31 protein-coding genes and 1 other RNA gene are annotated in these 19,352 nt (G+C 67.0%); all 32 read right to left on the reverse strand.

Annotation, left to right across the window (positions count from 1 at the left end):
- Positions 1 to 13 precede the first annotated feature (13 nt).
- A complete protein-coding gene (locus QWG60_RS11455) occupies positions 14 to 541 on the reverse strand; it encodes a hypothetical protein (protein ID WP_146907277.1) in 528 nt (175 codons plus the stop codon).
- A complete protein-coding gene (locus QWG60_RS11460) occupies positions 529 to 1,377 on the reverse strand; it encodes a hypothetical protein (protein WP_146907275.1) in 849 nt (282 codons plus the stop codon). The genes QWG60_RS11455 and QWG60_RS11460 overlap by 13 nt, the downstream gene beginning before the upstream one ends.
- 319 nt (positions 1,378 to 1,696) lie before the next feature.
- Positions 1,697 to 2,176 (reverse strand): phage virion morphogenesis protein, encoded by a 480-nt coding sequence (locus QWG60_RS11465; protein WP_146907273.1) that lies wholly within the window; start codon positions 2,174 to 2,176, stop codon positions 1,697 to 1,699.
- A gap of 1 nt (position 2,177) precedes the next feature.
- Positions 2,178 to 3,386, reverse strand: a complete 1,209-nt coding sequence (locus tag QWG60_RS11470) for a PBECR2 nuclease fold domain-containing protein (RefSeq protein WP_146907271.1) — start codon at positions 3,384 to 3,386, stop codon at positions 2,178 to 2,180.
- Entirely contained in the window at positions 3,386 to 4,990 is a 1,605-nt protein-coding gene (locus QWG60_RS11475; RefSeq protein WP_146907269.1) for a DUF935 domain-containing protein, read from the reverse strand. Before QWG60_RS11475 ends, QWG60_RS11470 begins: the two co-directional genes overlap by 1 nt.
- Positions 4,984 to 6,483 carry a terminase large subunit domain-containing protein gene (locus QWG60_RS11480; protein ID WP_222593849.1) on the reverse strand — a complete coding sequence of 500 codons (1,500 nt, stop codon included), beginning with the start codon at positions 6,481 to 6,483 and terminating at the stop codon, positions 4,984 to 4,986. Before QWG60_RS11480 ends, QWG60_RS11475 begins: the two co-directional genes overlap by 7 nt.
- A complete protein-coding gene (locus QWG60_RS11485) occupies positions 6,480 to 7,031 on the reverse strand; it encodes a DUF3486 family protein (RefSeq protein ID WP_146907267.1) in 552 nt (183 codons plus the stop codon). The genes QWG60_RS11480 and QWG60_RS11485 overlap by 4 nt, the downstream gene beginning before the upstream one ends.
- Before the next feature lie 10 nt (positions 7,032 to 7,041).
- Positions 7,042 to 7,344, reverse strand: a complete 303-nt coding sequence (locus QWG60_RS11490; RefSeq protein ID WP_146907265.1) for a VpaChn25_0724 family phage protein — start codon at positions 7,342 to 7,344, stop codon at positions 7,042 to 7,044.
- Positions 7,341 to 7,682 carry a DUF2730 family protein gene (locus QWG60_RS11495; RefSeq protein WP_146907263.1) on the reverse strand — a complete coding sequence of 114 codons (342 nt, stop codon included), beginning with the start codon at positions 7,680 to 7,682 and terminating at the stop codon, positions 7,341 to 7,343. The genes QWG60_RS11490 and QWG60_RS11495 overlap by 4 nt, the downstream gene beginning before the upstream one ends.
- Positions 7,682 to 8,065 carry a hypothetical protein gene (locus QWG60_RS11500; protein WP_146907261.1) on the reverse strand — a complete coding sequence of 128 codons (384 nt, stop codon included), beginning with the start codon at positions 8,063 to 8,065 and terminating at the stop codon, positions 7,682 to 7,684. Before QWG60_RS11500 ends, QWG60_RS11495 begins: the two co-directional genes overlap by 1 nt.
- Positions 8,062 to 8,445, reverse strand: coding sequence for a hypothetical protein (locus QWG60_RS11505; RefSeq protein WP_146907259.1), 384 nt, complete (start codon positions 8,443 to 8,445; stop codon positions 8,062 to 8,064). Before QWG60_RS11505 ends, QWG60_RS11500 begins: the two co-directional genes overlap by 4 nt.
- Entirely contained in the window at positions 8,433 to 9,158 is a 726-nt protein-coding gene (locus QWG60_RS11510) for a transglycosylase SLT domain-containing protein (protein ID WP_222593848.1), read from the reverse strand. Before QWG60_RS11510 ends, QWG60_RS11505 begins: the two co-directional genes overlap by 13 nt.
- A complete protein-coding gene (locus QWG60_RS11515) occupies positions 9,155 to 9,724 on the reverse strand; it encodes a hypothetical protein (RefSeq protein WP_146907257.1) in 570 nt (189 codons plus the stop codon). The genes QWG60_RS11510 and QWG60_RS11515 overlap by 4 nt, the downstream gene beginning before the upstream one ends.
- A 1-nt stretch (position 9,725) precedes the next feature.
- Positions 9,726 to 10,034 (reverse strand): putative holin, encoded by a 309-nt coding sequence (locus QWG60_RS11520; RefSeq protein ID WP_146907255.1) that lies wholly within the window; start codon positions 10,032 to 10,034, stop codon positions 9,726 to 9,728.
- A 177-nt stretch (positions 10,035 to 10,211) separates the two neighbouring features.
- Positions 10,212 to 10,811 (reverse strand): type VI secretion system-associated protein TagO, encoded by a 600-nt coding sequence (locus QWG60_RS11525; protein WP_146907254.1) that lies wholly within the window; start codon positions 10,809 to 10,811, stop codon positions 10,212 to 10,214.
- A gap of 69 nt (positions 10,812 to 10,880) precedes the next feature.
- A complete protein-coding gene (locus QWG60_RS11530; RefSeq protein WP_146907251.1) occupies positions 10,881 to 11,129 on the reverse strand; it encodes a superinfection immunity protein in 249 nt (82 codons plus the stop codon).
- A 9-nt stretch (positions 11,130 to 11,138) separates the two neighbouring features.
- On the reverse strand, positions 11,139 to 11,351 hold the full coding sequence (locus tag QWG60_RS11535; protein WP_146907249.1) for a hypothetical protein: 213 nt from the start codon (positions 11,349 to 11,351) through the stop codon (positions 11,139 to 11,141).
- Positions 11,352 to 11,397: 46 nt separating this feature from the next.
- On the reverse strand, positions 11,398 to 11,802 hold the full coding sequence (locus QWG60_RS11540; RefSeq protein ID WP_146907247.1) for a Mor transcription activator family protein: 405 nt from the start codon (positions 11,800 to 11,802) through the stop codon (positions 11,398 to 11,400).
- Positions 11,802 to 12,212 carry a gp16 family protein gene (locus tag QWG60_RS11545; protein ID WP_146907245.1) on the reverse strand — a complete coding sequence of 137 codons (411 nt, stop codon included), beginning with the start codon at positions 12,210 to 12,212 and terminating at the stop codon, positions 11,802 to 11,804. Before QWG60_RS11545 ends, QWG60_RS11540 begins: the two co-directional genes overlap by 1 nt.
- Positions 12,209 to 12,409: a hypothetical protein gene (locus QWG60_RS11550; protein WP_146907243.1), complete on the reverse strand. Its 201-nt coding sequence runs from the start codon at positions 12,407 to 12,409 to the stop codon at positions 12,209 to 12,211. Before QWG60_RS11550 ends, QWG60_RS11545 begins: the two co-directional genes overlap by 4 nt.
- Positions 12,409 to 12,819 carry a hypothetical protein gene (locus QWG60_RS11555; protein ID WP_146907241.1) on the reverse strand — a complete coding sequence of 137 codons (411 nt, stop codon included), beginning with the start codon at positions 12,817 to 12,819 and terminating at the stop codon, positions 12,409 to 12,411. Before QWG60_RS11555 ends, QWG60_RS11550 begins: the two co-directional genes overlap by 1 nt.
- A 6-nt stretch (positions 12,820 to 12,825) precedes the next feature.
- Positions 12,826 to 12,891: hammerhead ribozyme type II (locus QWG60_RS11560), an RNA gene on the reverse strand.
- Positions 12,890 to 13,510, reverse strand: a complete 621-nt coding sequence (locus tag QWG60_RS11565; RefSeq protein WP_146907240.1) for a DUF3164 family protein — start codon at positions 13,508 to 13,510, stop codon at positions 12,890 to 12,892. The genes QWG60_RS11560 and QWG60_RS11565 overlap by 2 nt, the downstream gene beginning before the upstream one ends.
- A complete protein-coding gene (locus tag QWG60_RS11570) occupies positions 13,507 to 13,761 on the reverse strand; it encodes a hypothetical protein (protein WP_146907238.1) in 255 nt (84 codons plus the stop codon). The genes QWG60_RS11565 and QWG60_RS11570 overlap by 4 nt, the downstream gene beginning before the upstream one ends.
- 1 nt (position 13,762) lies before the next feature.
- Positions 13,763 to 14,176 carry a hypothetical protein gene (locus QWG60_RS11575; RefSeq protein WP_146907236.1) on the reverse strand — a complete coding sequence of 138 codons (414 nt, stop codon included), beginning with the start codon at positions 14,174 to 14,176 and terminating at the stop codon, positions 13,763 to 13,765.
- Positions 14,163 to 14,459 carry a hypothetical protein gene (locus tag QWG60_RS11580; protein WP_146907234.1) on the reverse strand — a complete coding sequence of 99 codons (297 nt, stop codon included), beginning with the start codon at positions 14,457 to 14,459 and terminating at the stop codon, positions 14,163 to 14,165. Before QWG60_RS11580 ends, QWG60_RS11575 begins: the two co-directional genes overlap by 14 nt.
- On the reverse strand, positions 14,456 to 15,070 hold the full coding sequence (locus QWG60_RS11585; RefSeq protein ID WP_146907232.1) for a hypothetical protein: 615 nt from the start codon (positions 15,068 to 15,070) through the stop codon (positions 14,456 to 14,458). Before QWG60_RS11585 ends, QWG60_RS11580 begins: the two co-directional genes overlap by 4 nt.
- Entirely contained in the window at positions 15,067 to 15,447 is a 381-nt protein-coding gene (locus QWG60_RS11590; RefSeq protein WP_146907230.1) for a hypothetical protein, read from the reverse strand. Before QWG60_RS11590 ends, QWG60_RS11585 begins: the two co-directional genes overlap by 4 nt.
- Positions 15,444 to 16,067 (reverse strand): hypothetical protein, encoded by a 624-nt coding sequence (locus QWG60_RS11595; protein WP_146907228.1) that lies wholly within the window; start codon positions 16,065 to 16,067, stop codon positions 15,444 to 15,446. Before QWG60_RS11595 ends, QWG60_RS11590 begins: the two co-directional genes overlap by 4 nt.
- Positions 16,068 to 16,069: 2 nt before the next feature.
- Positions 16,070 to 16,792, reverse strand: a complete 723-nt coding sequence (locus tag QWG60_RS11600) for an AAA family ATPase (protein ID WP_146907226.1) — start codon at positions 16,790 to 16,792, stop codon at positions 16,070 to 16,072.
- A 41-nt stretch (positions 16,793 to 16,833) separates the two neighbouring features.
- Positions 16,834 to 18,918, reverse strand: coding sequence for a DNA-binding protein (locus QWG60_RS11605; protein WP_186810036.1), 2,085 nt, complete (start codon positions 18,916 to 18,918; stop codon positions 16,834 to 16,836).
- A complete protein-coding gene (locus QWG60_RS11610; protein WP_035597067.1) occupies positions 18,915 to 19,352 on the reverse strand; it encodes a hypothetical protein in 438 nt (145 codons plus the stop codon). Before QWG60_RS11610 ends, QWG60_RS11605 begins: the two co-directional genes overlap by 4 nt.

Here is a 19,352-nt window from a genome sequence, read left to right on the forward strand (position 1 = left end):
TGGGGAAAACTGACTAGTTGCTGCTCGTTCCTGGCCCCTCACCAGTCTCTTTTTCACGCCGTCGGCGAATCTGGTGCTCCATGGCACTGACGTGCTTTCGACTTAGGACCTCGGGTAGCTGGAAGGAGTGCACAATCCCGAGAGTGGTGAAAAAGAGCAGCGCATGCTCGGTCACCTGTTGTGCAAGCGATGGCCATGACGAGTCCAAGGTCGTCAGGAATGCCAATACCAGCACCATCAGGTAGATATAAAACGTCAACTTGTGACGGAGTAGCTCATTACGAATTAGTCTGAGGTAGTAAGTATCCTGGCGCCAGTTCCGCCCTCTCAGGACACGGTCATTTGCCACAATGGCCATCACTGCGGCCAGGAAGCCGGCTAAGATGGAAAATACCGTGACCAGCACAATTACGGCATTTTCACTATTGTGGTACCAAGGTTGCAGAAACCAAGAAGCCACTCCGGCCAGCGCAACGCTGGCCAGAGCTATAATTATCTTCTGCTGGCTTATCCTTGGCCGATCAACGCTCATCGTTGCCATGCGCCTCGTTGTCTAAGCTCCTCGCGGAAGGTATCCAGCTCCTGCCAGACGTCCAGCGGATCCAGGTCGTTCTGGCGCTCCTTGCGACGGAGTCTGATGAGCTTAGTTAGGATGACGTCTCCTGATTTGATGAGGTTACCTGAGCGAGTTCTGATGTGAACCTCAGAATCATCAGGTACTTCATCAATCATATCCTCTCCGGCAGCATCCACCGTTGAGAGCACAACTGGTGTTGCGGTTTTACCACCGGCTGGAGAGATGGTTGTAACGACGTTGATATCCCCCCAGTGACGAGCCAGAATCTCCCTCTGTTCTTCGTCCGGGGCATCTTCGGAGAAGAGCTCCTGCAGGGTGTGCTTGAGCTGCCGCACGGCACCACTCACACGACCACCTGCGTCTGGCTCCAGTTCTTGGGTAGCAGCGTACATCGTTCCCTTGATGGTCAGTTCGCCGACCCCTTCCTGCTCCAAGGTCCGACGCTTGTCCTGATTGGATGCGGGCTCGAAGTCAAAGGCCTGCGCCGCCGGCGCAAGATTGGCCAAGTCGAAGAGAGCCCGGAAGTACCGGCTTACCGTTCCGTAGCCTCTCATCCCGCCATCGGTGCAGATCAGGAGTTCATCTTGGTCAATGAGGACAAAGGCATCGGCCAGCTTGAACGCGCGCCGAGCAGGTGGTGCTGTTGGGGCGTCCTCATCTTGATCCGCCTCCACGTCGGCCCCGAATGTGCCCATGGCTTCTCCAGGGGCTCCGGCGCCGAGCGCGAGCTTCAGTGGCCGCCCGGGTTCATTCCACTCATGGTGGCGTTGGCGCACTCCAACCAGGCCCAGTGTCGACATCTGAACTTTCGTTTCGCTAACAGTAGACCTCAGCTGTAGCGCTTGACGGACCAGTTCTTGAAAGCTCACTCCCGGGCGAGTGTTTGGGTTGTAGAGGGCGCGGACGTAGTGGATCTTCTTATAGGCCGGACGGCGAGCCATGATATCTTCCCTGTCGTAGTACTGAGCCCCCCTTTGTAGCCGACCCCCCCGCCCAGCGTCCAGCAATGGCCCAAAATCAAAATCTAACGCGCCTCTAACCCGCCTCCCCGCTGTTACATGGCCGCTGGCCCCCAGCTTCACCCATATCATCCCTCACAGCCCCCACAGTCGCTTCGCCTCATCGCCCCATCAGATACCGCTCAAGGATCTCCAGCACCGGCTGCTCGTCCTCGTCGGCCAGGCCCAGCCAGGGGCGCGCCGGGATATCGCCCCAGGGGATCGGCGTGCCGTTGCTGGCCTGGCCGAACGCCCCCCGCTCGGCGCCGAACTGGTGGACCGCGCCGTACTTGCGGTCGGTACCGAACAGCAGCGCCTCTAGGGAGACGTCGTAGCGCAGCAGGTCGCGCAGGTAACCGTCGCGCACCAGGATCTTGTCGCGGTTCTTCTTCTTGCGGGCCTGGGTGGCCTCGGAGAGCGGCGCCCAGGGCGTGCCGTCCGGGGCCTTCTGGGCGTCCCAGCGATCGCGGTGAGCCATGTCGAGATACTCGCCGATCTCGCGGAAGGCCGGGCGCGGGTCCTCGACCCGGTCGAGCAGCTCGCCCAGGGCCACCAGGACCGGGCGGGCCGCGATGTCGAACTGGATGCGGGCACCGGCCATGTCAGTCCTCCTCTTCGCCGCGTCTATATAGCCGCACGCCGCGGCGCCATTGCGTCACGCGCTCGTCCTCGGCGCTGCCGATCCAGGCCGCCCAGCCGGCGCGGCCCCACTCCATCATCACCGCCCCGGCTTCCCTCAGCCATGCCAGGTAGCGGCGGCGCAGGCGCCAGTGCCCGGCGGCCTCGTCGAAGACCAGCGCCGTCCAGATCTCGTCCGGGGCGTCGATCGCCTCGGCCAGCAGGGTGAGATGCCCCGCGAGCTGCCCCAGGGCCAGCTCCCCGGCCTCGTCGACGAACAGCTGGCGAGAGAGCGGCAGGATCTCGCCCAGGGCATCGGGCCGGAAGGCCACGCTGTCAGCATCGGCCCCGAACCGGCCCAGGAACGCCTCGACCTCTGCCTCCGCTCCTTGTACCGCCGGCCGTTCCGGGGCCGGGCGCGGTACCGGCGGCGAGTCAACCGCTGGTCGTGCCGGGGCGGTGCGCGCCGCCGGTACCGGCTCACGCAGCGGCCCCGGGGTGATACCACGAAGCCGGGCCACGCCGGGGCGATGCTCGAAACCGGGGTCGATGCCCACCGGCACGCGCACGGTGCGCGGGTTTGGCCCGTTGGCCCCCACCACGCGCTCCTCGTACTCGATAGGATCGGGTCGTGTCACGGCCAGGCCCAGCCGTTCGACGTCGGCCTCGCTCAGGGTGTACTTCTTGCAGCTGCAGCCCCAACCGTTCTGTGGTGTCCAGGTGTCCCACCAGGGATCGTCCAGCGGCACCACCAAGCCATCCTTGGCCAGGTGGTGCGGCCGGGGATGCTCGCTGCCGCCGTGGCGGTAGAGGCCATAGGGCCGCGCCCTGCGCAGCTCGGGGTCGGCCATCTGCGCCTCGCGGCCGGCGGCGTAGCTCTGGCGCAGGTTGGTGTCGTAGATCACCCGCGAGCGCCAGCCCCGGCTGCCGTTATAGCTCCAGCCGTGGCGGGCGACGATGGTGTCGAAGTCGCGCCGGAAGTCGTCCAGGGTGCGGCCCTCGGCGATGGCACGGCCCACGGCATCGGCGAAGTCCTCGACGATCGCCTGTCGCGTGGCGCCGGCCACGGCGAAGGCCTGGTCGTTCTCCCGGCCGTAGACGTCGTCCCAGGCCAGGGTGGGGATCGGCACCCGCTCCCGGAAGACCGAGATCTGCTCGCGGAACGGCAGCGAGCCATAGCGGGCGGCGACCATCAGGCGCCCTCCAGGATGTCGTAGCGGCCAGCCAAGTGGGCGGCGGCCAGGGCCTCGGTCATCACCGCGGCGAAGTCGTCCAGGGGCAGCGCGTCACCGAGCGCGGCCAGCCGATCACGCAGGTCCTCGAGGTCGGCGGCGGCCTCCACCTGGGCGCGAACCTGCTTGACCCAGGGCTCCAGGGCCGCGTCGCCCTCGGCCTGCAGGCGCTCGTGCTGGGCCTCGGAGACGTCGCGCACCGGCGGCAGCGCCTCGCGGGCGGCGGCCAGGCGCTGCGTTGTGGCTGCCTGGGGCTGAGGCTGTGGCTGAGCCAGCGCGGCGTCCTTGGGCTGGAGGATCTCCTCGCGCTCGCCCGCCTCGGGAATGCGGGTCTTCTCGTGCAGCCACCAGCGCGGCACCCGGGCGCCCATGTCGACGAAGACCGGCAGGGTATCGGCCAGCACCTTGAAGTCCTCGGTCTCGCCGAGGTCGAGGTAGAAGCGTGGGGCACGGCGGCGGTCCTCGATGCCGAAGTTTAGGGCGGCCATGGGCCACAGCACGAAGCGCTGGATGCTGCCGGCGTACTGACGCACATCGGAGCGGATCAGCGACTGCTGACCGCGCTCATGGACGTTGCCCAGGGCGTTGGTGTTGGTACCCTCGCCGGTGCCGGAGGTGAGCGTGCCGCCGAGAATCGCCTTGGCCTTGGCCCGCTCGCACCAGTCCATCATCACCTTGTAGACGTCCGCCGAGCTGCTCTTGCCGGCGGCCTCCATGAACTCCAGCGACATGCCGTCGGGGATGATGCCGGCGGCGTCCTTGCCCATGGCCACCACCGCCTTGAGCAGCGTGGCCTTCTCGCGGTCGGTGGCGTTCTTCGGGTACTTGCCGACCCGCGCCGGCATGCCGTAGATCTCCAGCAGCTTGGAGAGATCGCCCAGGGCGTAGTTCTGGAACAGGTAGGGCCAGGCCAGCATGCGGTGAATGCCCATACGCGCCACGTAGCCCGGCTTGGCGCGGTGGCGGTGCTCGATCCAGCCCAGCGGCCACAGCGCGGCGCCGGTGGCGGACTGGTCGCGCAGGGTGATGACGTCCTGGTCGTCCGGGTGCAGGCGGAACCAGGAGTGAGGGCGCAGGATCGGCTGCTCGACATGGCGCATCGCGCCGTCGCGCGCCCAAGGCAGCTCCAGGTTGGCCCAGCCATGGCCGATGCCGGTGCCGAGATCGAGGATCATGTCCTCGACCTCGAACCCGCTGAACACCTCGGCGGCCTGGTCGGCGGCCTGGCGCTCGGCGGCGCTGGCATTGTCCGGTGGCACGATCTGCCACTCCAGCTCGGCGGCGAGCTGACGCCGCTTGCCGAGGTCCGCGCCGATCTGCGAGTCCTTCTCCTCCATGTCCTCGAACAGCTCGCTCTGGGCCTTGAGGTGGCCCTGCTCGGCCTCCTCGAGGATGCGGTAGAGCCGCGCCGGCGTCAGTCCCTTGCTCGGGTGTTCGGAGAATTCGCGCTTCAGTTGGCCCACCCGGGCCTCGCCGATGCCGTCCTCTTCGTCGGTCTGCTGGCTGTCGAGCGCCTCGCGGCCGCCGCCGAACAGGCGGTTCACCAGCCCCTTGATGGCTACCATGCGCCACCTCCCCAGTCATCGGTGAAATCGTCGTGGTCGTCGTCTGGATCGAGCGTCGCAGGGCCGCCGCGTGGCACGCGGATGAAGTCGATCTCGGTGGCATCCAGATCGGCCGCGTGATCGGCCAGCACGCAGGCCATCGCCCCGTCCCCGTGGCGCTGGCCGCTAGTCTTGCCTTCGGGCAGCCGGGCCACGCCGCGCACCAGCTTGAAGGCCCGGTGATCCTCCACCAGGTCGTCGTTCTGGGGCAGCGTGATGGTGCCGTCTTCGAAACGCGCTTTATAGCGAGGCATGCGCTCCCGGTACCAGCTCTCGGTGGCCTGCACCTGGTCGACGATGGCGCCCCACTCGTCGTGGGCCGTCTCGCCGATGTAGGCGCCGTTGCCGCGGCTGTCGATGGCCACGCCGCTGAGCCGCGGCAGGCCGTTGCCAATGGCGAACAGCACCTGCTCCTGCTGCTTGAACGGGACGTTGTGCATCTCCATCAGGAACGGCACAGACCGGTGCAGGGTCTCGCCGATCTCCAAGGGAGCGATCACCGAAAGGTCACCGGAGCGGGCAAAGTCCTGGCCCAGGGCGTGGCGGCGTTGGGGGTTGAGCTTGGCCAGCAGCGGCTTGAGGTTCTCGCGGATCCAGTCGTCCATTTCGGCGGCGCGGGCCGGCTCCGGCAGCGCGTTGTAGGCCTTGGTGCCATCGAAGCGCAGCACCGGCGCCGGCGACATGCAGGCCTCGATCATCACGCGGGTGAGGTAGGCACCGCCGCCCTGGGCCGGGATGCAGAACAGCTCCTCGTCCTGGTTGGGCTTGTAGCGGTTGATCATCTGCTGCCGCCACTGCGCCTCGCCCTCGCGGCTCCATACCTGGCCGGTGACCTGGCAGATGCGCTGGTAGAGGCCATCGGCCAGGGCCTCGTCGAAGTCGACGCGGTGCAGGCTGTAGTCGTAGCGCTCGGCGCGGATGTCGTTGATCAGCTCGTTGAACGGGTTGTCCTCGCCGTTGTGCGTACTGATGATGCGGATCTGCCCGCCCCAGATGGTCATGGCCATGGCGGCCTTGAGCAGTTCCTGGATGTCGTCGACGAAGGCGGCCTCGTCGATCACCAACCGCTCGCCGGGGCGGCCCTTGGAGCGCAAGTTGCGCGGGTTAGAGGTGAAGGCCTGGATCTGGTGGCCGGAGTCGAACTTGATGGTGTAGGTCAGCACCTGACGCTCGTCGACCTCGATCACCGACTCGTCGATCTGGCTGGCTGCCATCTGGTAGGCCTTGGCCCAGCCGGCGCAGTCCTGGATGAACCCCTGAGTCATCTCCTTGTTGTAGGAGATGTAGTAGACGTTGGCGCCCAGCTCGGAGGCGGCATAGAGCACATCGTCCGCCGCCTCGGCGTAGGACAGGCCGATCCGGCGGCTCTTCTCGATCATCTTAACCGGGCTGGGATCGGCCACCCAACGCCGCTGGTAGCCCAGCAGTACGCTCTGGTCGCTGTTCACGCTCACGCCAGGCCCTCCAGGATTGCCGCACGCAACGCCGCGACGCCATCGTTGGAAAGGCCCTGGGCACGCCCTGCGGCTTCCGCCTTGTCGGCCGCCTCCTGGGCGGCTTCGACGCGTAGCTCCCGGGCCCACTTCTTCTGCCCCAGCGAGACGCGGCCGATCTCGGCCAGCGCGCGTGTCACGCTGCCCAGTTGCTTGGCGGCCTTGGCCGGATCCTGCTCGGCCTTGCGCATGGCGATAGTGATGCGCAGCAGCTGGTCCTGGACCATACGTGCAGTAGCGTCGATCAGGTGGCCGCTCTCGTCCTCCTGGTCGGTGGCCATGGCCTTGGCCAGCTCGGTGGTCTTGCGCACGTCGCCCATGGCCTCCTCGAACTCTTCCTGGAGGTCCTGGCCATAGCGGTGCACCGAGCTGCGCGAGACATTGAAGCCGCGCTCCGCCAGCCACTCGGCGAGCGAGGAATAGCCCTGGAAGCCGGTGCTGACCAGCCGCTCGTTGAGCTCGTCGCGGATCTCGGCCGGCAGGTCGTAGACCTTGTTGCGTGGCGGCATGGGAATCTCCTCAGGCATCGCCGGGACGCGGCTTGGCCACTCCAGGCACCTGGGCGGTGCCATTGGCGACGTCGGCACCACGGCCGGTCAGGGTGACCACCCAGCCGGCGCGGGGCTGCTGGCAGATCAACAGCCCCTGCTCCTCCAGCCAAGCTAGGTCGCCGTGCAGGCGATCGCGGCTGACATGATGGGCATAGGCGCCCTTGAGCTCGTCGTTGAGGCTGTACTCGTTGGTGGTGTATTGGTTGCGCCGGCTGAGGATGCGCAGGATCCCCAGGCGGCGCCCTTCGGTCTCGAAGTCCTGGTAGCTCATGATTTCCCCCGTTCCGTGAGCAGGTACTCGTGCAGGCGATTGAGCAGCGAGTTGCTCGATTGCATCTGGGCCGCCAGCTCGGCCACGCCGCGGTTCATGGTGGCCATCTCGGTGCGCAGCTGTTCGATCTCGCTGTAGCCCGGTCGGTTGTCGAGCGTCTGCTCGATCCGGGAGACGTGCTTGTCGAGGTCGTCGATGCGTCCGTTGACCTCCGCGATCGCCTTGCCAGTGGCCCGATGCTTGTTGGTCCACCAGACGTAGAAGGCTACCCCGGCCATGAACAGCGCCTGAGCGACGTCGAACAGCACCTTGGCGGCGGTCCAGTTGATCCCTTCCATCACTCCCTCGGCTCGTCGGATGTGTGATCATCGATGCACCGCGAGGCGTGACGCCTGACGGCGGCCAGCGCCTTCCAGCCCCGCTTGCCCCAGCCGTGCAGCTCAGAGAGGTAGAGCGCGACATCGCGCTGCATGTACTCGCCTTGGGGGCGGTCCGGTTCAGGCGCCTGCCCCGTCATACCGACCGGGGCCGCGCAGACGATCGGCGCGGGCGGCGTCGCCGGGCGTTCCGGGGTGGCGTTGCAGCCGGCCATGGCCAGCACCATCCCGATCAGCACCAGCAGGACCAGCCACCGCAGGCGCCGATCGTTCAGGCACAGCGCCAGCATGACGATGCCGAAAACGCCGATACCGATGGCCAGTTGGTCCAGGGGCCCGTTCACGGCAGATCCTCTAGGGCCTGGCGCAGCACCGGCGCCACGGGGCCGTCGTCCTCGGCCGGGGCTTGGCGGATGCGCTCACGCAGCTGCCAGTAGTCGGTAGCATCGGCGGCGAGCTCGTCCTGAAGCGCGGCCACAGCGGCCTCGGCCTCGCGGCGGCGCTGCCGGGCGTCGTCCCGGTCGGCCTCGGCCTGGTGGGCCCGGTCGCGCCAGCTGTCGCGCTTATCGATCATCATCGCCAACTCGGTCTGGGCGGCGTCGCGCTCGGCGGCCAGACGAACGCGGTCGAGCCACAGCCAGCCGCCCACGATCACTACCAGGGCGACGGCGGCGAGGAACGCCCACACGCGGCCCGGCAGCAGCCCAGTGATCATCCGCCACATGGCGCACCTCCCGCCCAGCCGGCGCGCACATAGCGCGGGGTCAGGGTCAGCAGGATGCGTCGCACATAGGCGCGGTTCTCGCGCTCGGCCCAGCCGGCGCGACGGGTGTATTCCTCAACGGAGCCGAACCACACGCCCGGGTTGTCGCCGGCGGCGCGGGCCAGCTTCTGGTCGCGGTAGACCCAGCCGAGACCGCCGTTATAGGCAGAGAGCGTCATGGCCCAGTGCTGGCACTGGTCGGCGGCGTCGATGCGCCGCCAGTGGAAGCGGTTGTAGCGGGTCTGGGCGCGCATGGCCCAGCCGGGGGAATACGGCGCCGCGGCGCCGAGATCCGGGTAGAGCTCGGCGATCCAGCTCGACGTCGACGGCATGAACTGGGACAGCCCCTGTGCGCCCACGGGGCTGTCGACATGAGGCCGCCAGGCGCTTTCCTGGTGGATCTGGGCGCCGTGCAGCGCGACTCGACCGTCGAGCCCCCATTCCTGCTGGACCACCCGTGTCAGTTCGCGGTGATAGCGCTCGGCGGCGCTAGGGATCGGCTGGGCGACGGCGGGATGACAGCTGGCCATCAGCAGGGTCAGCAGCAACAGCGCGATACCGGTGCGGGTGCGCAGCCCGCAGAACAGCACCCAGCCGAGGGCGAACATCACGGCTCCGCCGATCGTCACGCCCTGGGCGAAGTCCTCGAGCAGGCGTTCTCTGGCTCGGTTCATGCGCCACCTCCCGGGGTGTGCTCGATCAACTTCGTGACGAGGCGATGCAGGCGGGCGATCTCGGTCAGGTTCTCGGTGAGGAGAGCTTCGCCCAGGCATTCACCGACCAGCTCGCCGAGCTCGCACAGCAGGCCATGTAGCTCCGGCTGACGTTCGGGGTCGACCCGCTCGGGATCGGCCGGTGGCGCTGGCGGTGCGGGAGGCGGCGGCGGTGTCGAAGCGGGCGCGGCAGGTGTCGGCGCCGTCTTGGCCTTCGGCGCCTGCGGCTGGGGCGTTGGCGCCGGCTTTGTCACCGGGCACGCCTTGGCCGGCTTGCCCCGGTTGAGCGCGCGCAGGGCCTGACGGCCGGCATCGGTCAGCATCACGCCCGAGCCGGTGCCGCCGTCGCGCTGGTAGTCGATCAGCCCCTCGGCACGCAGGGCGCCAAGCTCGGCATCGGCCGCGTTGCTGGCCGCCTTGTCCTTGGCATTGACGGCCACCGGCACCAGCCACGCCGGCATCGGCCCGGAGCGGTCGGCCGTCTCGGCAGCGATGGCAGCGAGGATGGCCCGGCGATCGATGGCCATGTCACACCCCCAGGCCCAGGGCGATCAGTGCCGCGGCGATGATGATGGCGCGGCGAAGCATCGAGACGGTGAAGCAGCGCGCCGTGTTGTCGATGTTGCTGCTGTTGCTGAACCGATGCGGACGGGCGTAGGGGAACAGCGTGCGGTCGATCCAGTAGCCCAGGTAGGCGCCCAGGCTCAGCTTGGTCAGGCTCCAGAGGAGCACGCCGAGCTGGTGGGGATACAGCAGGCCGACGATGGTGGCCATAATCAGCGCGGCCACCAGCCAGGGGCCGACGCGGAACTTGTCGCGGAGAGTCTGGGGAAGCATGGTGCCCTCGCCTGAAGAGGAAGGAAGTGGCTCAACGGGTGTCGTGAGCCTTCAGGCTAGGGAGTAAGTGGGACGGCTCGGGATTCAAGGCCCTTACGAAAAACGCCTCGCACGATGCGAGGCGTTTTCGGAATGAACAGGCATTCAAACCTGTTACGCAATGGCCGTAAAGGCCTCTTACCAGTGGCAAGCCTCTCTCAGCGGCTCGATAGCCTCCTCAAGCCCAGTGATGGGAAACTGGGTGGTGATGGGCGACTGACTGAAAGGCGTCGCGCGCACCGTCAGGGTGTCATGACCGAACATCTGGCGAATCACTGGAATGGAACTACCGCCATTCCATAGCCCGAGCGACTTGTTATTCGTGGACTCGTTCATCCGCATCGTTCGAGCCTGCTGATCATCGATACGTAGTGTGACCTGTCCATACTGGTTCAGGCTCGCCATGTGATGGCCACCGAACTGCAACACCATGGACGTCTTGTTTTCCATACAGCGAACCCACAGTGCAGCATCGACATCACGCCCCAATCGATCCTGGACCGGCTCTTTGGATGTGACTCTCAAGTACACAGACTTCGAATCGTCAATGGGTGACGTACTCTCGTTCACCATCCAGCTCGATTCCTGAGACACCTCTTGAGCAGGACGGTACTCGGCGTCGTAACAGGCCAGTCGTCTCTGATCGTTCGAAATGTCGGTGCAACCCTCTGAGGCCTGGGCCGCGCCCAGCGAGGAAGCCATAGCGGTAAAAAGGACTGCTGCGGTTGTCTTCTTCATTATCCATCCCTTATACGATCCCTACGAAACTGAGCTTATCAGAAGATTCCGAATAGTACTTAGCCTCGATCAACTCCGGGACTTTCGAGATGGTTGCTCCGTGCAGGCCCAAACCAGGGCGACGATCCAGCCAACAAACGTCCATCCGGCCACCAGGTTCAGCACGCTGATCGCTACCGCATTCGGCATGTCGCGCAGGGCGGCGATGATCAGCGGCAGGAAGTAGATCGCGACGGAAAAGGCGAGGACCAGCAGACCGAGGATCGGCTTGGTGGTGAGGTACTCTGCATAGAGCTTGAGGGTGGCGACATCCGGCATGACGCTCACCTACTTCTTGAATCTGGCCACGACCACCAGGACGGCGCCGATCGCGGCCGGCAGCAGCGGCGCCAGCTCGCCGAGGCCATAACCGCCCAGCATCGGATCCTGCTCGGGCTGACCTAAGGCCAGCAGCAGCACCACGCTCAGCAGAATCAGCACGATGCCAATAATATCCAGCCCCTTGATGCCCTGACGGCGCTCTTCATTGCTGTGACTCATGGCGATGCTCCCTGGTCCGTTTGTGCGGCGTTCCTACTTGAGCGTATCAGAACAGTTCGGACTGCACCCTGGCCAGGGCCAGCTTGCGCTGCTCGGCGAGGATGGCGTAGATCTGCACCTCGGTGAGGCCGTGGCGAATTGCCAACGCCGTGATATTGGCGCCGTCGAAGGCTTCCCAGATGGCCCGATCGCGCAACGCCCGATTCAGCGCCTCCCCCTTGGGCACGTAGAGGCTACGACCACCGGCATACTGGGCCAGCGCGCGCACCGCTCGAAAGGCGCGTTCACGGGCGGTGGCTTCGTCGTCGCCGGCACGACATAGTGCCGCGCTGATCACCGTCACCATGTCACTCAGGCCCTGCGGCCACTTGCGCAGGATCTCGGGATCCTGGAGGCGCTCCAGGGCGTCTTCGGGGATCTCGAAGCCCATGTCCAGGTTATCGTCTGCCATCAGCCGTCACCTCCATGCCGCTTGTTGTCGATGATCAGCGCCTGCATCAGGCGCTGGAGCTGGTCGTCGTCGAGCCAGTCGACCCGCTCGACCTGGAACATGCGCTGGGCCATGCCGTCGGCGTAGGCCCAGGGCCGGCCGGCGTGAGCGAGCAGCGCCTCGACCTTGCCCATCACCACCTTTCGGGTGGCCGGCGGCCTGGGCGACTTGCGGCCCGCCTTTTTCGCCGGCTCGGGCTGCCAGCCCAGCCGCCGGAACTCATGCAGCACGTTGCCCACGTTGCGGTTGGTGAGTTCTTTGGCACTGCTGACCCCGGCGGTACGCGCCAGGATCGCCAGGTACTCGTCGTCGCTGAGACCGAGTTGGCTCTTGGCGATATGGATCTGGGCGAGCTTGCCGCGGGAGATCATGAACGGGCTCCCTGCGCCGCCAGGCGACGCTGCTTCTTGGCGATCACCGACGGCAGCTGCTCATAGCAGGCCTTGCACGGCTGGCGGCTCTTGCCGCGGCTCTGGTAGTAGAACTCGGCATCGTCGGGCCACCAGTCGCCGCACTTGCTGCAGCAGCGCTCGGGGCCCAGCTCGGTGAATCGAATCCACTTGCTCATCACACCACCTCATCGCGGGGCAGCAGCTCGAGATCCGGGAAGTGCTTCTTCAGGTGACTGATCAGCGGGCGCGGGCTGTTCCAGTAGGGGCTGACGATCATGGTGCGAAGCGCCGTCATCTCGTCGGCCTTCTTCTTACCGAAAACCCGCTTAAGCCTGGAGTACTCCTTCAGGGGCCACGCGCGGCGATTGCGCGGGCGATAGAAGCGCCCCTCCGGGTGCTCAGGGCGCCCGTGCTCGTCGACGCTCGTCCACTTGCCCTTGATCCAACCATCGACATAGGTCTCGATCACCAGCCGCTCGCCGTCGACACGCTTGTAAAACGCCACCTCATGGCCATCGGCGATCACGGTGATGGTGCCGAAAGCACCCTTGAGCGATCCCGCTATCTGCTGCCACTTGTCCATCATGTACCTCGTTGGCTGCTCATCAGGCCCGGCGCACCACCGCCGGACGACGCCCCCCTCAGGGGCGTTTCGCTCACACCCCCGCGATGTCGAGGCTGATGGACTGGTACTGGTCGCTGTCGCCGACCCGTTCGTAGAGGCGGATGTAGCTCTTGGAGCCGGTGACCTGGACCGCGTCGGAGATGGCATCCATGGCCTTGCGCCAGCGGTCGTCCTGGATGTCGAGCCGGCGCAGGCTGAGCACCTGGCCGGTGCGGATGTTGCCGGCCTGGTCGACCCGGAAGGCGTCCTGGACGATGGTCGCGATCTCGGGCCGGGCATCGGCGGTCCACTCGCGCAGGCAGTCGTCGATCAGCTCCTTGGCGGCCTGCAGGCGCTCGTCGAAGGTGATGTTCTCCTGGATGGCGCGCACGACCTTGTAGCGGCCATTGAAGGAGACGAGCTGGACGTTGCCCTTCTTGCCGCCGAGCTGGACGTCGTACTCCTGGGCGGACTGGTCGATGAGGCCCTGGATCTCGCTGAAGGCGTCGGCCTTGAAGGCCTTGAGCTGCTCGCGCAGCTGGCGACCACGCTCGGCCAGCGACAGCACCAGGTCGTCACGCAGCTGGTCGACGGGCTTGATCTGGTCCTCCGGCACCAGGCGGCCCTGGTGGTCCTGGCGGTAGCCTTCGGGGATTCGGGTGGGCGCGTTCATTGGGCGTCTCCATAGCGTTGTTCGAGTTGGATGTCGCGGCGCACCTGTTCGATGGCATTCAGGTAGCGCTGGGTATGCGGCCCGTGCAGGCAGACGAAGGCCGCGTGGGGCTGAAACTGATGGCTGCTGACGATGGCCACGGCGATCTGTTCGCGCTGTTCGGCGCCCAGGTCTCGCAGCAGCTGGCTGACGGGGGCGTCACCGATCTCGGCGGCATCGATCAGGCGCAGAGCGGGATTGGGGGATGTCATGTCAGGCACCTCGCTTGGCGAAATTGGCCGCATTGCTGCGGGCGGGATGTCGGTGGTGATGCAGCGGCTCGATGATGGCGCCGTTGCGCCGAGGCAGATGGGTCAACGGGCGTTGCGCCTTCTCGGCGTCGGCACGCCACTGGGCCTGCAGTTCATCGAGGTCGATCAGCTCGCCTCGCTCGATGGCGGGTGTGTTGCCCTGGCCACCCACGCCCAGGCCGGTATCCCAACGTTGCCAGATACGCAGGGCGGCGGCCTGCTGGGCGGGCAGCAGCGGCTCGTTGGTCAGCGCCAACAGCTCGTAGCGGAAGACATTGGCCAGGTACTGCTCGAGGTTGATGCCGTAGCGCGCCAGGCGCAGCAGCATGAAGCGGTCGGCATAGTGCTCGAGCTCGGCGTCGCTATAGGTGCGCATCGTGGGCCTCCATCAGTTCCCGCAGGGCGATGACGGTGTGGGCACAGCCGCACTCGTCGAGGATCTTCTCCAGGTCCGGGCGCGGCAGCGTCAGGCTGTCGTGGCGCTCGCCGAGCCGCCGGATGGCGAGGATCGGCCGCCGGCAGTGGGCGCAGCGGTGGTCGCTGTCGACCTCCCGGTGGCCCAGCGGGCCATGCTTCGGGCAGGCGTAGCGGGGCCGCGGGTCGGCCGGCTGTGGCGGACGATAGGGGCTGCGAATGATCGGGGCGGTCTCGGTGCTCATGATTCCGGCTCCTGTTCTTGCGGGCGCGGCGCGCCTTCCAGCAGTTGGCCCAGACGCTTGGGGCCTCCCGGTTGCGGCTGGGGCCTAGCTTCCCCCTGGCTGGCCAGGCGGCGATGCTCGGCCAGGACGTCTTCGGTGGAGCGCTCGCCGCGGCTGGGGGCCGGGGCGCGATTCGCGCCCGCTTTGGCACCGCTGCGTGCCGCTTCCTCGCGCTTGCGTTCAGCGGCGGCGTCGGCCTTGTCCGCCACCCCGGCGACCACCTCGAACAGGTAGCCGTGGCTCTGCAGCGGCAGTTTGGTCGGCGGGCGTTCAAGCAGCTTGTCCAGGGCGGTGGCCCAGACATGGACCGGCGCCGGGCGGCTGACGCCGCTGCGCTGGATATGGCCCTCGGCAATGGCGTCGCGCAGCTCGGTGAGCAGGCGCAGCGCCTTGGCGCCAGCCAGGGCCTTGCGCTGGGGCCGGAACAGGCCGAGGTAGCGCACCACCCGCGGGCCGAGGGTCGACGGGATCTCGAGCGCGGCGGCCAGTGCCTGGTTGTGCTCGCCCTGGGCGACGAAGGCCGCCATGTCGCCGGCGAAGCCGCACTCGGGGCAGATACCGCGGATACTCATTGCTCACCTCCACACGGGCAGTCGGGGTTGTGCGGGCACGCCTGGCAGATGCGCCAGTTGCGCATGGCCATGGGGTTGTGCGTCGGCACCGGACGCTCGCGGAATGCCCGGCATTGCTGGCTGCTGATCGTCTTGCCCTGGGCGGGACATTCGAGACCGTCCAGGGCGGCCAGCACGCGGCGCTCGACGCCGGCGGTGCTGGGGCTGGGGTAGCGGTTGGCCAGCGCCAGGGCGACGGTAGAGCGCGACATGCCAATGCGCTGGCCGGCCAGCTGGCGGTTGCTGGCTTCCACCTCGGCCGCCAGCAGCCGGATCCAGCGCGGCGGCTCGTCACCCCAGGCGGAGATGTCGACGGGCCGGGTGCGTCGTGCGCTCATGCCTCACCTCCTTCCGTGTGGGTGACGTGCTGATACACGACCTCACCCCGATTGGGGTCGAAGAGGTTCTTGGTGCGCTGGATCATCGGCGCCTTGGGCCCGCTCCAGCGGCTGGGGATCAGCCGGTAGCGGGTGGCGATACCGGGGCTGCCCTCGCGAGTGATGCCCAGATACCCGGCCTGCTTCAGGTAGTGGCAATACTCTTCGGCCGTGGTGCGCTTGATCGGCGAGGCCGGCGTGCTGGCGGCATCGGCCAGCTCGGCGGCGGTGAAGTCGCCGAGGATCTTGAGCGTGCGCCACAGCTGTTCGCGGCCGGGTGGCGGCAGCTCGGTGCCGTTGCGGCGAACCCGGGGCGCTTCGACGCCGATGTCGCGGGCCAGGTGGAACATCACCGGCTGGCCGGACTTGCGCGGGGCATCGCTGCGCTTGATGTAGCCGGCGCGCTCCAGGCCTTCCATGTAGTCGCGCGGGCGGCTGATCGGGGCCTCCGGCCCCATCACCAGCCACACATCGCGCACGGTGAACTCGCCCTCGGCGTTGAGCCGACGCATGGTTTCCCACATGGCCTGGCGATCGCTCTTGGGCCCAGCGGCGGCAAGGTGTACAGGCTTGCGGCTCATCATCACCCCCGACGCGCCGGTGCTTGGCCGGTGTGGATCTCGCGATCCCCCCACTCCTTGAGCCCGACCAGGGTCCAGCCGTTGGCCAGGGCCTCGGAGTGGATCTGGTAGAGGTTGACCGCGACCCGGCGCAGGCAGCCGCCGACACGGGTGTTGACCATCTCCAGCAGGTCGTCGTCGATCTCGATCTCGGGGTAGCTCTTGGCGGCCAGCAGGCTGACGTCGTCCAGGCTGGCGGGCTGAGCGGGCACCCATTCCAGCACCCGGTTGTGCAGCCGCTCGAGGCGGCGGCTCATGGCGGTGGGCACGTGCTCCTCGCCGATCAGGATCAGCGTGCCCTGGCTGGCCTCGTAGAGGTCGGTGATGAGGTTGGCGGCAGCCTTCTCCAGGATGTACTGGACGTCGTCGATGATCAGCGGGCGGCCCGAGCGGCTGAGCTGCTCGGCGACCTGGTCGATCATGTCGTTCAACGTCTTGGTGGGCGTGATGCCCATCTCGCGCAGCATGGCCTGCACGAACGCCTTCTTGGTGAAGGACTCGCGGCACTGCAGGTAATAGGCGCGGTGCAGGTTGGCGGTATAGGCCGCGGCCAGGCTCTTGCCGTAGCCGCTGAACCCGTACATCACCGCGATGCCCGGCAACTCCGGCGGGCGGTTGGTGACGTTCTCCACGGCGCTGGCCAGGAGGCCGACATTGGTCAGTGGTACAATGGCGTTGACGCTCATCTCATCTCCTATGGGACTTTCGGGTGTCACGGGCCATGCGCTCACATGGCCCTTCGGGTGCCGGGGGATGGCTGTCCCTCGGCATCCATCACGCGCTGAATGGCGCGGAATCCTGTCGTTTTCGGGTAGCTCTGCCACCACGCTTTTTCCTGCTCGCCGAGCGGTTCGCCCTGGGCCTGGCGGGCGTCGAGCCGTTGCCAGAGGCGATAGCGCTGGGTGGGGTCGCGGGGAATCTCGAAACGGTCTTCCTGGGGCGCGGCGAGTTCGCGGGCCTTGGCCCGGGCGGCCTCGAGCTTCTGCTCGCTGTAGTTCGCTCGCGGGGCCGGCTCGACGGTGCGGATCTCGACCTCTTGCCCGGTGATGGTCTTGGCCTTCTTCTGCAGGCGGTTCAGCTGGCCGCGCTCACGCTTCTCGGCGGCGCGCTGGATCATGGTCTGCGGCATGGCGTCGGTGGCATTGCCGTCCAGCACGGCCTCGCCGATCCATTCGCCCTCGAGGGTGTAGACGCCCACCGCACTGGCGTCGCGATAGTCCCAGGCCACCTTCACTTCCTCGCCGTGGAAGTCGTTCAGCTCGCGCAGGAAGTAGAGGTTGCCGGCGTAGCGAACCTCGCCGCGGTGGGTCTTGCGGGTCTCCTGCGGTCGCATCAGGGTGGCGATCACCTCGGCCGGCGCGGTCAGCGCCTCGAAGCCCTCGGCTTCGGCCGACTTCCATGCCTCCATGGGGCTGCGATGCCGCATCCGGCCCGTCTCCAGGTCGCGGATCTTCGGCAGGCCCTTGTGGGGGCGATGGTTGTAGGCGTCCAGCGCCTCGTTGAGGCGGTCGAAGAATTCCTGGAAGGTCGGCAGCTGCGCCGGCTTGAGACCCTGGGCGATGTCGCGGCGCGACAGCTTGTGGGCGCGGCCGGCGGCTTCGGGGTCCATGTCGGCGCCGATATAGCTGGGCATCGTCTTGGCCAGCCGCACCAGGGTGGACTGGTGCGCGCGCTCGATGACGCCGCGGGCCTGGGAGTTGTAGGGCAGCGAGTGGGTGATGGTGCCACCCAGGCGATCGACCACTTCGTAGATGGACTCATTGGCGAAGCCGGAGCCGTTGTCGACGTAGAAGAGGTTGAACATGCCGGCGCGGCTGACGGCGTCGCGCAGGGCGTCCAGCGTGGCCAGCGTGCTCTCCGCTAGGTTGATGGCGAAGCCGACGATCCGGCGCGTGCCCCAGTCGATGATCAGCGTGACTTCGGGGCGGAAGGCCTGGCCGGTCAGCGGATTGATCACCTCGGCGTCGAAGGTGTGGCCGTCGGCGACCCAGACGTCGTTGGGGAACAGTCCATCCGACTTGCGCCGCTTGAACGGCTGCAGCGCCTTGAGCTCGCGCGGCCCCATGCGGCCACGCTCGCGGGCTTCCGGCGTCAGCTTGGCCAGGAAGCGACGCACCTGGTGGATGCTGGGATGCGGCGGCTCGGTCTGCTCGACCAGCTGCTGATAGGCGGCCTCGACGCTGGGCTTCTGCGGGCGCTGGTAGCGCTTGAGGAAGTCACCAGCCCAGGGCGGCATGCTCATGTCGGCCTTGCGGCGCTTCGGCGCCAGCCCGGCCTCGCCATGTTTCTTGAAGGCGGAGACCCAGCGCTTGAGGGTGCGCTCGCTGAGCGTGCGGGTCTCGGTCTTGCGATCGTTGGCAATCGAGGCGCGCTCGGCCAGATACGGCGTGAGGTCGCCTTCCTCGGCCAGGGCGACGAGGGTCTGGATGGCACGCTGCTGGCTGACCATCTGGCTCATGCGCTGGATCTCGCGCACGAAGGCCACGCGGGCGGCCATCACCCGGCGCTGGGTGTCGGTGAGGCGACGCGTCTCGGTGGTCTCGGCCTGGGGCTCGGGCGCCGGTTCGGCTTCAACCGTATGCGGTTCCGGCTCGCCGACGGCTTGGGCTATCAGGGCGTTCTGGGTTTCGGCCGGGAGCACCGCGAAGGCGAACTCATAGCCACCACCGCGGCCCATGCGTTTCTGGGCTTCCCAGGATTGAGCCTTGGCGCGGGCATTCACCCCTTGCACCGTACCCGGCATCCCGGGCAGCCCGGCGAGCTCCTTGGCGGTAAACCAGCTGCGGGTCATGGGCGAGGTCTTGGCGTTCATTCAGCGTCCCCCATCAGCCGCTTCAACTCGCGCATATCGCTCTGGATCTTGTCGCGCATCCGCTGCAGCTTGCCGTACTGCGCGTCCAAGGCTTCACGTCCGTAGGCCACTCGACCGCCGCGCAGATGCACCAGCCAGTCGGTAAAGGCATGGCTGTGGCACACCTCCTCGAGCAGCGGCACGCGATAGAGCGGAATGTTGTGGTCGGCGCGGGCCGGGGAGCTCCAGGCGTCGAGCATGTTCTTGGAGACGTCATCACCGGAAAGCCGGCTCATCTGCGCGGCCACCTCGTAGCGATCCATCTCGGCGTGTTTGAGCACGCCGCCCACCAGCTCGCTGACCTGGGCGGCATAGTTGCCACTGCCCGGCGCGGGCACGACGGGCTGGGGAACTTCAAAGAGATCAATCGTGGCGCCATCGCGAACGCGCTTCAT

The sequence above is a fragment of the Halomonas halophila genome, assembly GCF_030406665.1.
Lineage (GTDB): Bacteria > Pseudomonadota > Gammaproteobacteria > Pseudomonadales > Halomonadaceae > Halomonas > Halomonas halophila.

What these genes read in the sequence shown, in the direction of transcription:
- QWG60_RS11595 (WP_146907228.1), bottom strand. Translation starts at nt 16,067, where the DNA reads ATGAGCCGCAAGCCTGTACACCTTGCCGCCGCTGGGCCCAAGAGCGAT.
- QWG60_RS11525 (WP_146907254.1), bottom strand. Translation starts at nt 10,811, where the DNA reads ATGAAGAAGACAACCGCAGCAGTCCTTTTTACCGCTATGGCTTCCTCG.
- QWG60_RS11520 (WP_146907255.1), bottom strand. Translation starts at nt 10,034, where the DNA reads ATGCTTCCCCAGACTCTCCGCGACAAGTTCCGCGTCGGCCCCTGGCTG.
- QWG60_RS11495 (WP_146907263.1), bottom strand. Translation starts at nt 7,682, where the DNA reads ATGGAAGGGATCAACTGGACCGCCGCCAAGGTGCTGTTCGACGTCGCT.
- QWG60_RS11455 (WP_146907277.1), bottom strand. Translation starts at nt 541, where the DNA reads ATGGCAACGATGAGCGTTGATCGGCCAAGGATAAGCCAGCAGAAGATA.
- QWG60_RS11585 (WP_146907232.1), bottom strand. Translation starts at nt 15,070, where the DNA reads ATGAGTATCCGCGGTATCTGCCCCGAGTGCGGCTTCGCCGGCGACATG.
- QWG60_RS11490 (WP_146907265.1), bottom strand. Translation starts at nt 7,344, where the DNA reads ATGAGCTACCAGGACTTCGAGACCGAAGGGCGCCGCCTGGGGATCCTG.
- QWG60_RS11530 (WP_146907251.1), bottom strand. Translation starts at nt 11,129, where the DNA reads ATGCCGGATGTCGCCACCCTCAAGCTCTATGCAGAGTACCTCACCACC.
- QWG60_RS11580 (WP_146907234.1), bottom strand. Translation starts at nt 14,459, where the DNA reads ATGAGCACCGAGACCGCCCCGATCATTCGCAGCCCCTATCGTCCGCCA.
- QWG60_RS11460 (WP_146907275.1), bottom strand. Translation starts at nt 1,377, where the DNA reads ATGTCGACACTGGGCCTGGTTGGAGTGCGCCAACGCCACCATGAGTGG.
- QWG60_RS11540 (WP_146907247.1), bottom strand. Translation starts at nt 11,802, where the DNA reads ATGGCAGACGATAACCTGGACATGGGCTTCGAGATCCCCGAAGACGCC.
- QWG60_RS11555 (WP_146907241.1), bottom strand. Translation starts at nt 12,819, where the DNA reads ATGATGGACAAGTGGCAGCAGATAGCGGGATCGCTCAAGGGTGCTTTC.
- QWG60_RS11510 (WP_222593848.1), bottom strand. Translation starts at nt 9,158, where the DNA reads ATGAACCGAGCCAGAGAACGCCTGCTCGAGGACTTCGCCCAGGGCGTG.
- QWG60_RS11605 (WP_186810036.1), bottom strand. Translation starts at nt 18,918, where the DNA reads ATGAACGCCAAGACCTCGCCCATGACCCGCAGCTGGTTTACCGCCAAG.
- QWG60_RS11575 (WP_146907236.1), bottom strand. Translation starts at nt 14,176, where the DNA reads ATGCGCACCTATAGCGACGCCGAGCTCGAGCACTATGCCGACCGCTTC.
- QWG60_RS11610 (WP_035597067.1), bottom strand. Translation starts at nt 19,352, where the DNA reads ATGAAGCGCGTTCGCGATGGCGCCACGATTGATCTCTTTGAAGTTCCC.
- QWG60_RS11600 (WP_146907226.1), bottom strand. Translation starts at nt 16,792, where the DNA reads ATGAGCGTCAACGCCATTGTACCACTGACCAATGTCGGCCTCCTGGCC.
- QWG60_RS11505 (WP_146907259.1), bottom strand. Translation starts at nt 8,445, where the DNA reads ATGTGGCGGATGATCACTGGGCTGCTGCCGGGCCGCGTGTGGGCGTTC.
- QWG60_RS11475 (WP_146907269.1), bottom strand. Translation starts at nt 4,990, where the DNA reads ATGGTAGCCATCAAGGGGCTGGTGAACCGCCTGTTCGGCGGCGGCCGC.
- QWG60_RS11570 (WP_146907238.1), bottom strand. Translation starts at nt 13,761, where the DNA reads ATGACATCCCCCAATCCCGCTCTGCGCCTGATCGATGCCGCCGAGATC.
- QWG60_RS11485 (WP_146907267.1), bottom strand. Translation starts at nt 7,031, where the DNA reads ATGCCGCCACGCAACAAGGTCTACGACCTGCCGGCCGAGATCCGCGAC.
- QWG60_RS11590 (WP_146907230.1), bottom strand. Translation starts at nt 15,447, where the DNA reads ATGAGCGCACGACGCACCCGGCCCGTCGACATCTCCGCCTGGGGTGAC.
- QWG60_RS11465 (WP_146907273.1), bottom strand. Translation starts at nt 2,176, where the DNA reads ATGGCCGGTGCCCGCATCCAGTTCGACATCGCGGCCCGCCCGGTCCTG.
- QWG60_RS11470 (WP_146907271.1), bottom strand. Translation starts at nt 3,386, where the DNA reads ATGGTCGCCGCCCGCTATGGCTCGCTGCCGTTCCGCGAGCAGATCTCG.
- QWG60_RS11565 (WP_146907240.1), bottom strand. Translation starts at nt 13,510, where the DNA reads ATGAACGCGCCCACCCGAATCCCCGAAGGCTACCGCCAGGACCACCAG.
- QWG60_RS11515 (WP_146907257.1), bottom strand. Translation starts at nt 9,724, where the DNA reads ATGGCCATCGATCGCCGGGCCATCCTCGCTGCCATCGCTGCCGAGACG.
- QWG60_RS11545 (WP_146907245.1), bottom strand. Translation starts at nt 12,212, where the DNA reads ATGATCTCCCGCGGCAAGCTCGCCCAGATCCATATCGCCAAGAGCCAA.
- QWG60_RS11535 (WP_146907249.1), bottom strand. Translation starts at nt 11,351, where the DNA reads ATGAGTCACAGCAATGAAGAGCGCCGTCAGGGCATCAAGGGGCTGGAT.
- QWG60_RS11550 (WP_146907243.1), bottom strand. Translation starts at nt 12,409, where the DNA reads ATGAGCAAGTGGATTCGATTCACCGAGCTGGGCCCCGAGCGCTGCTGC.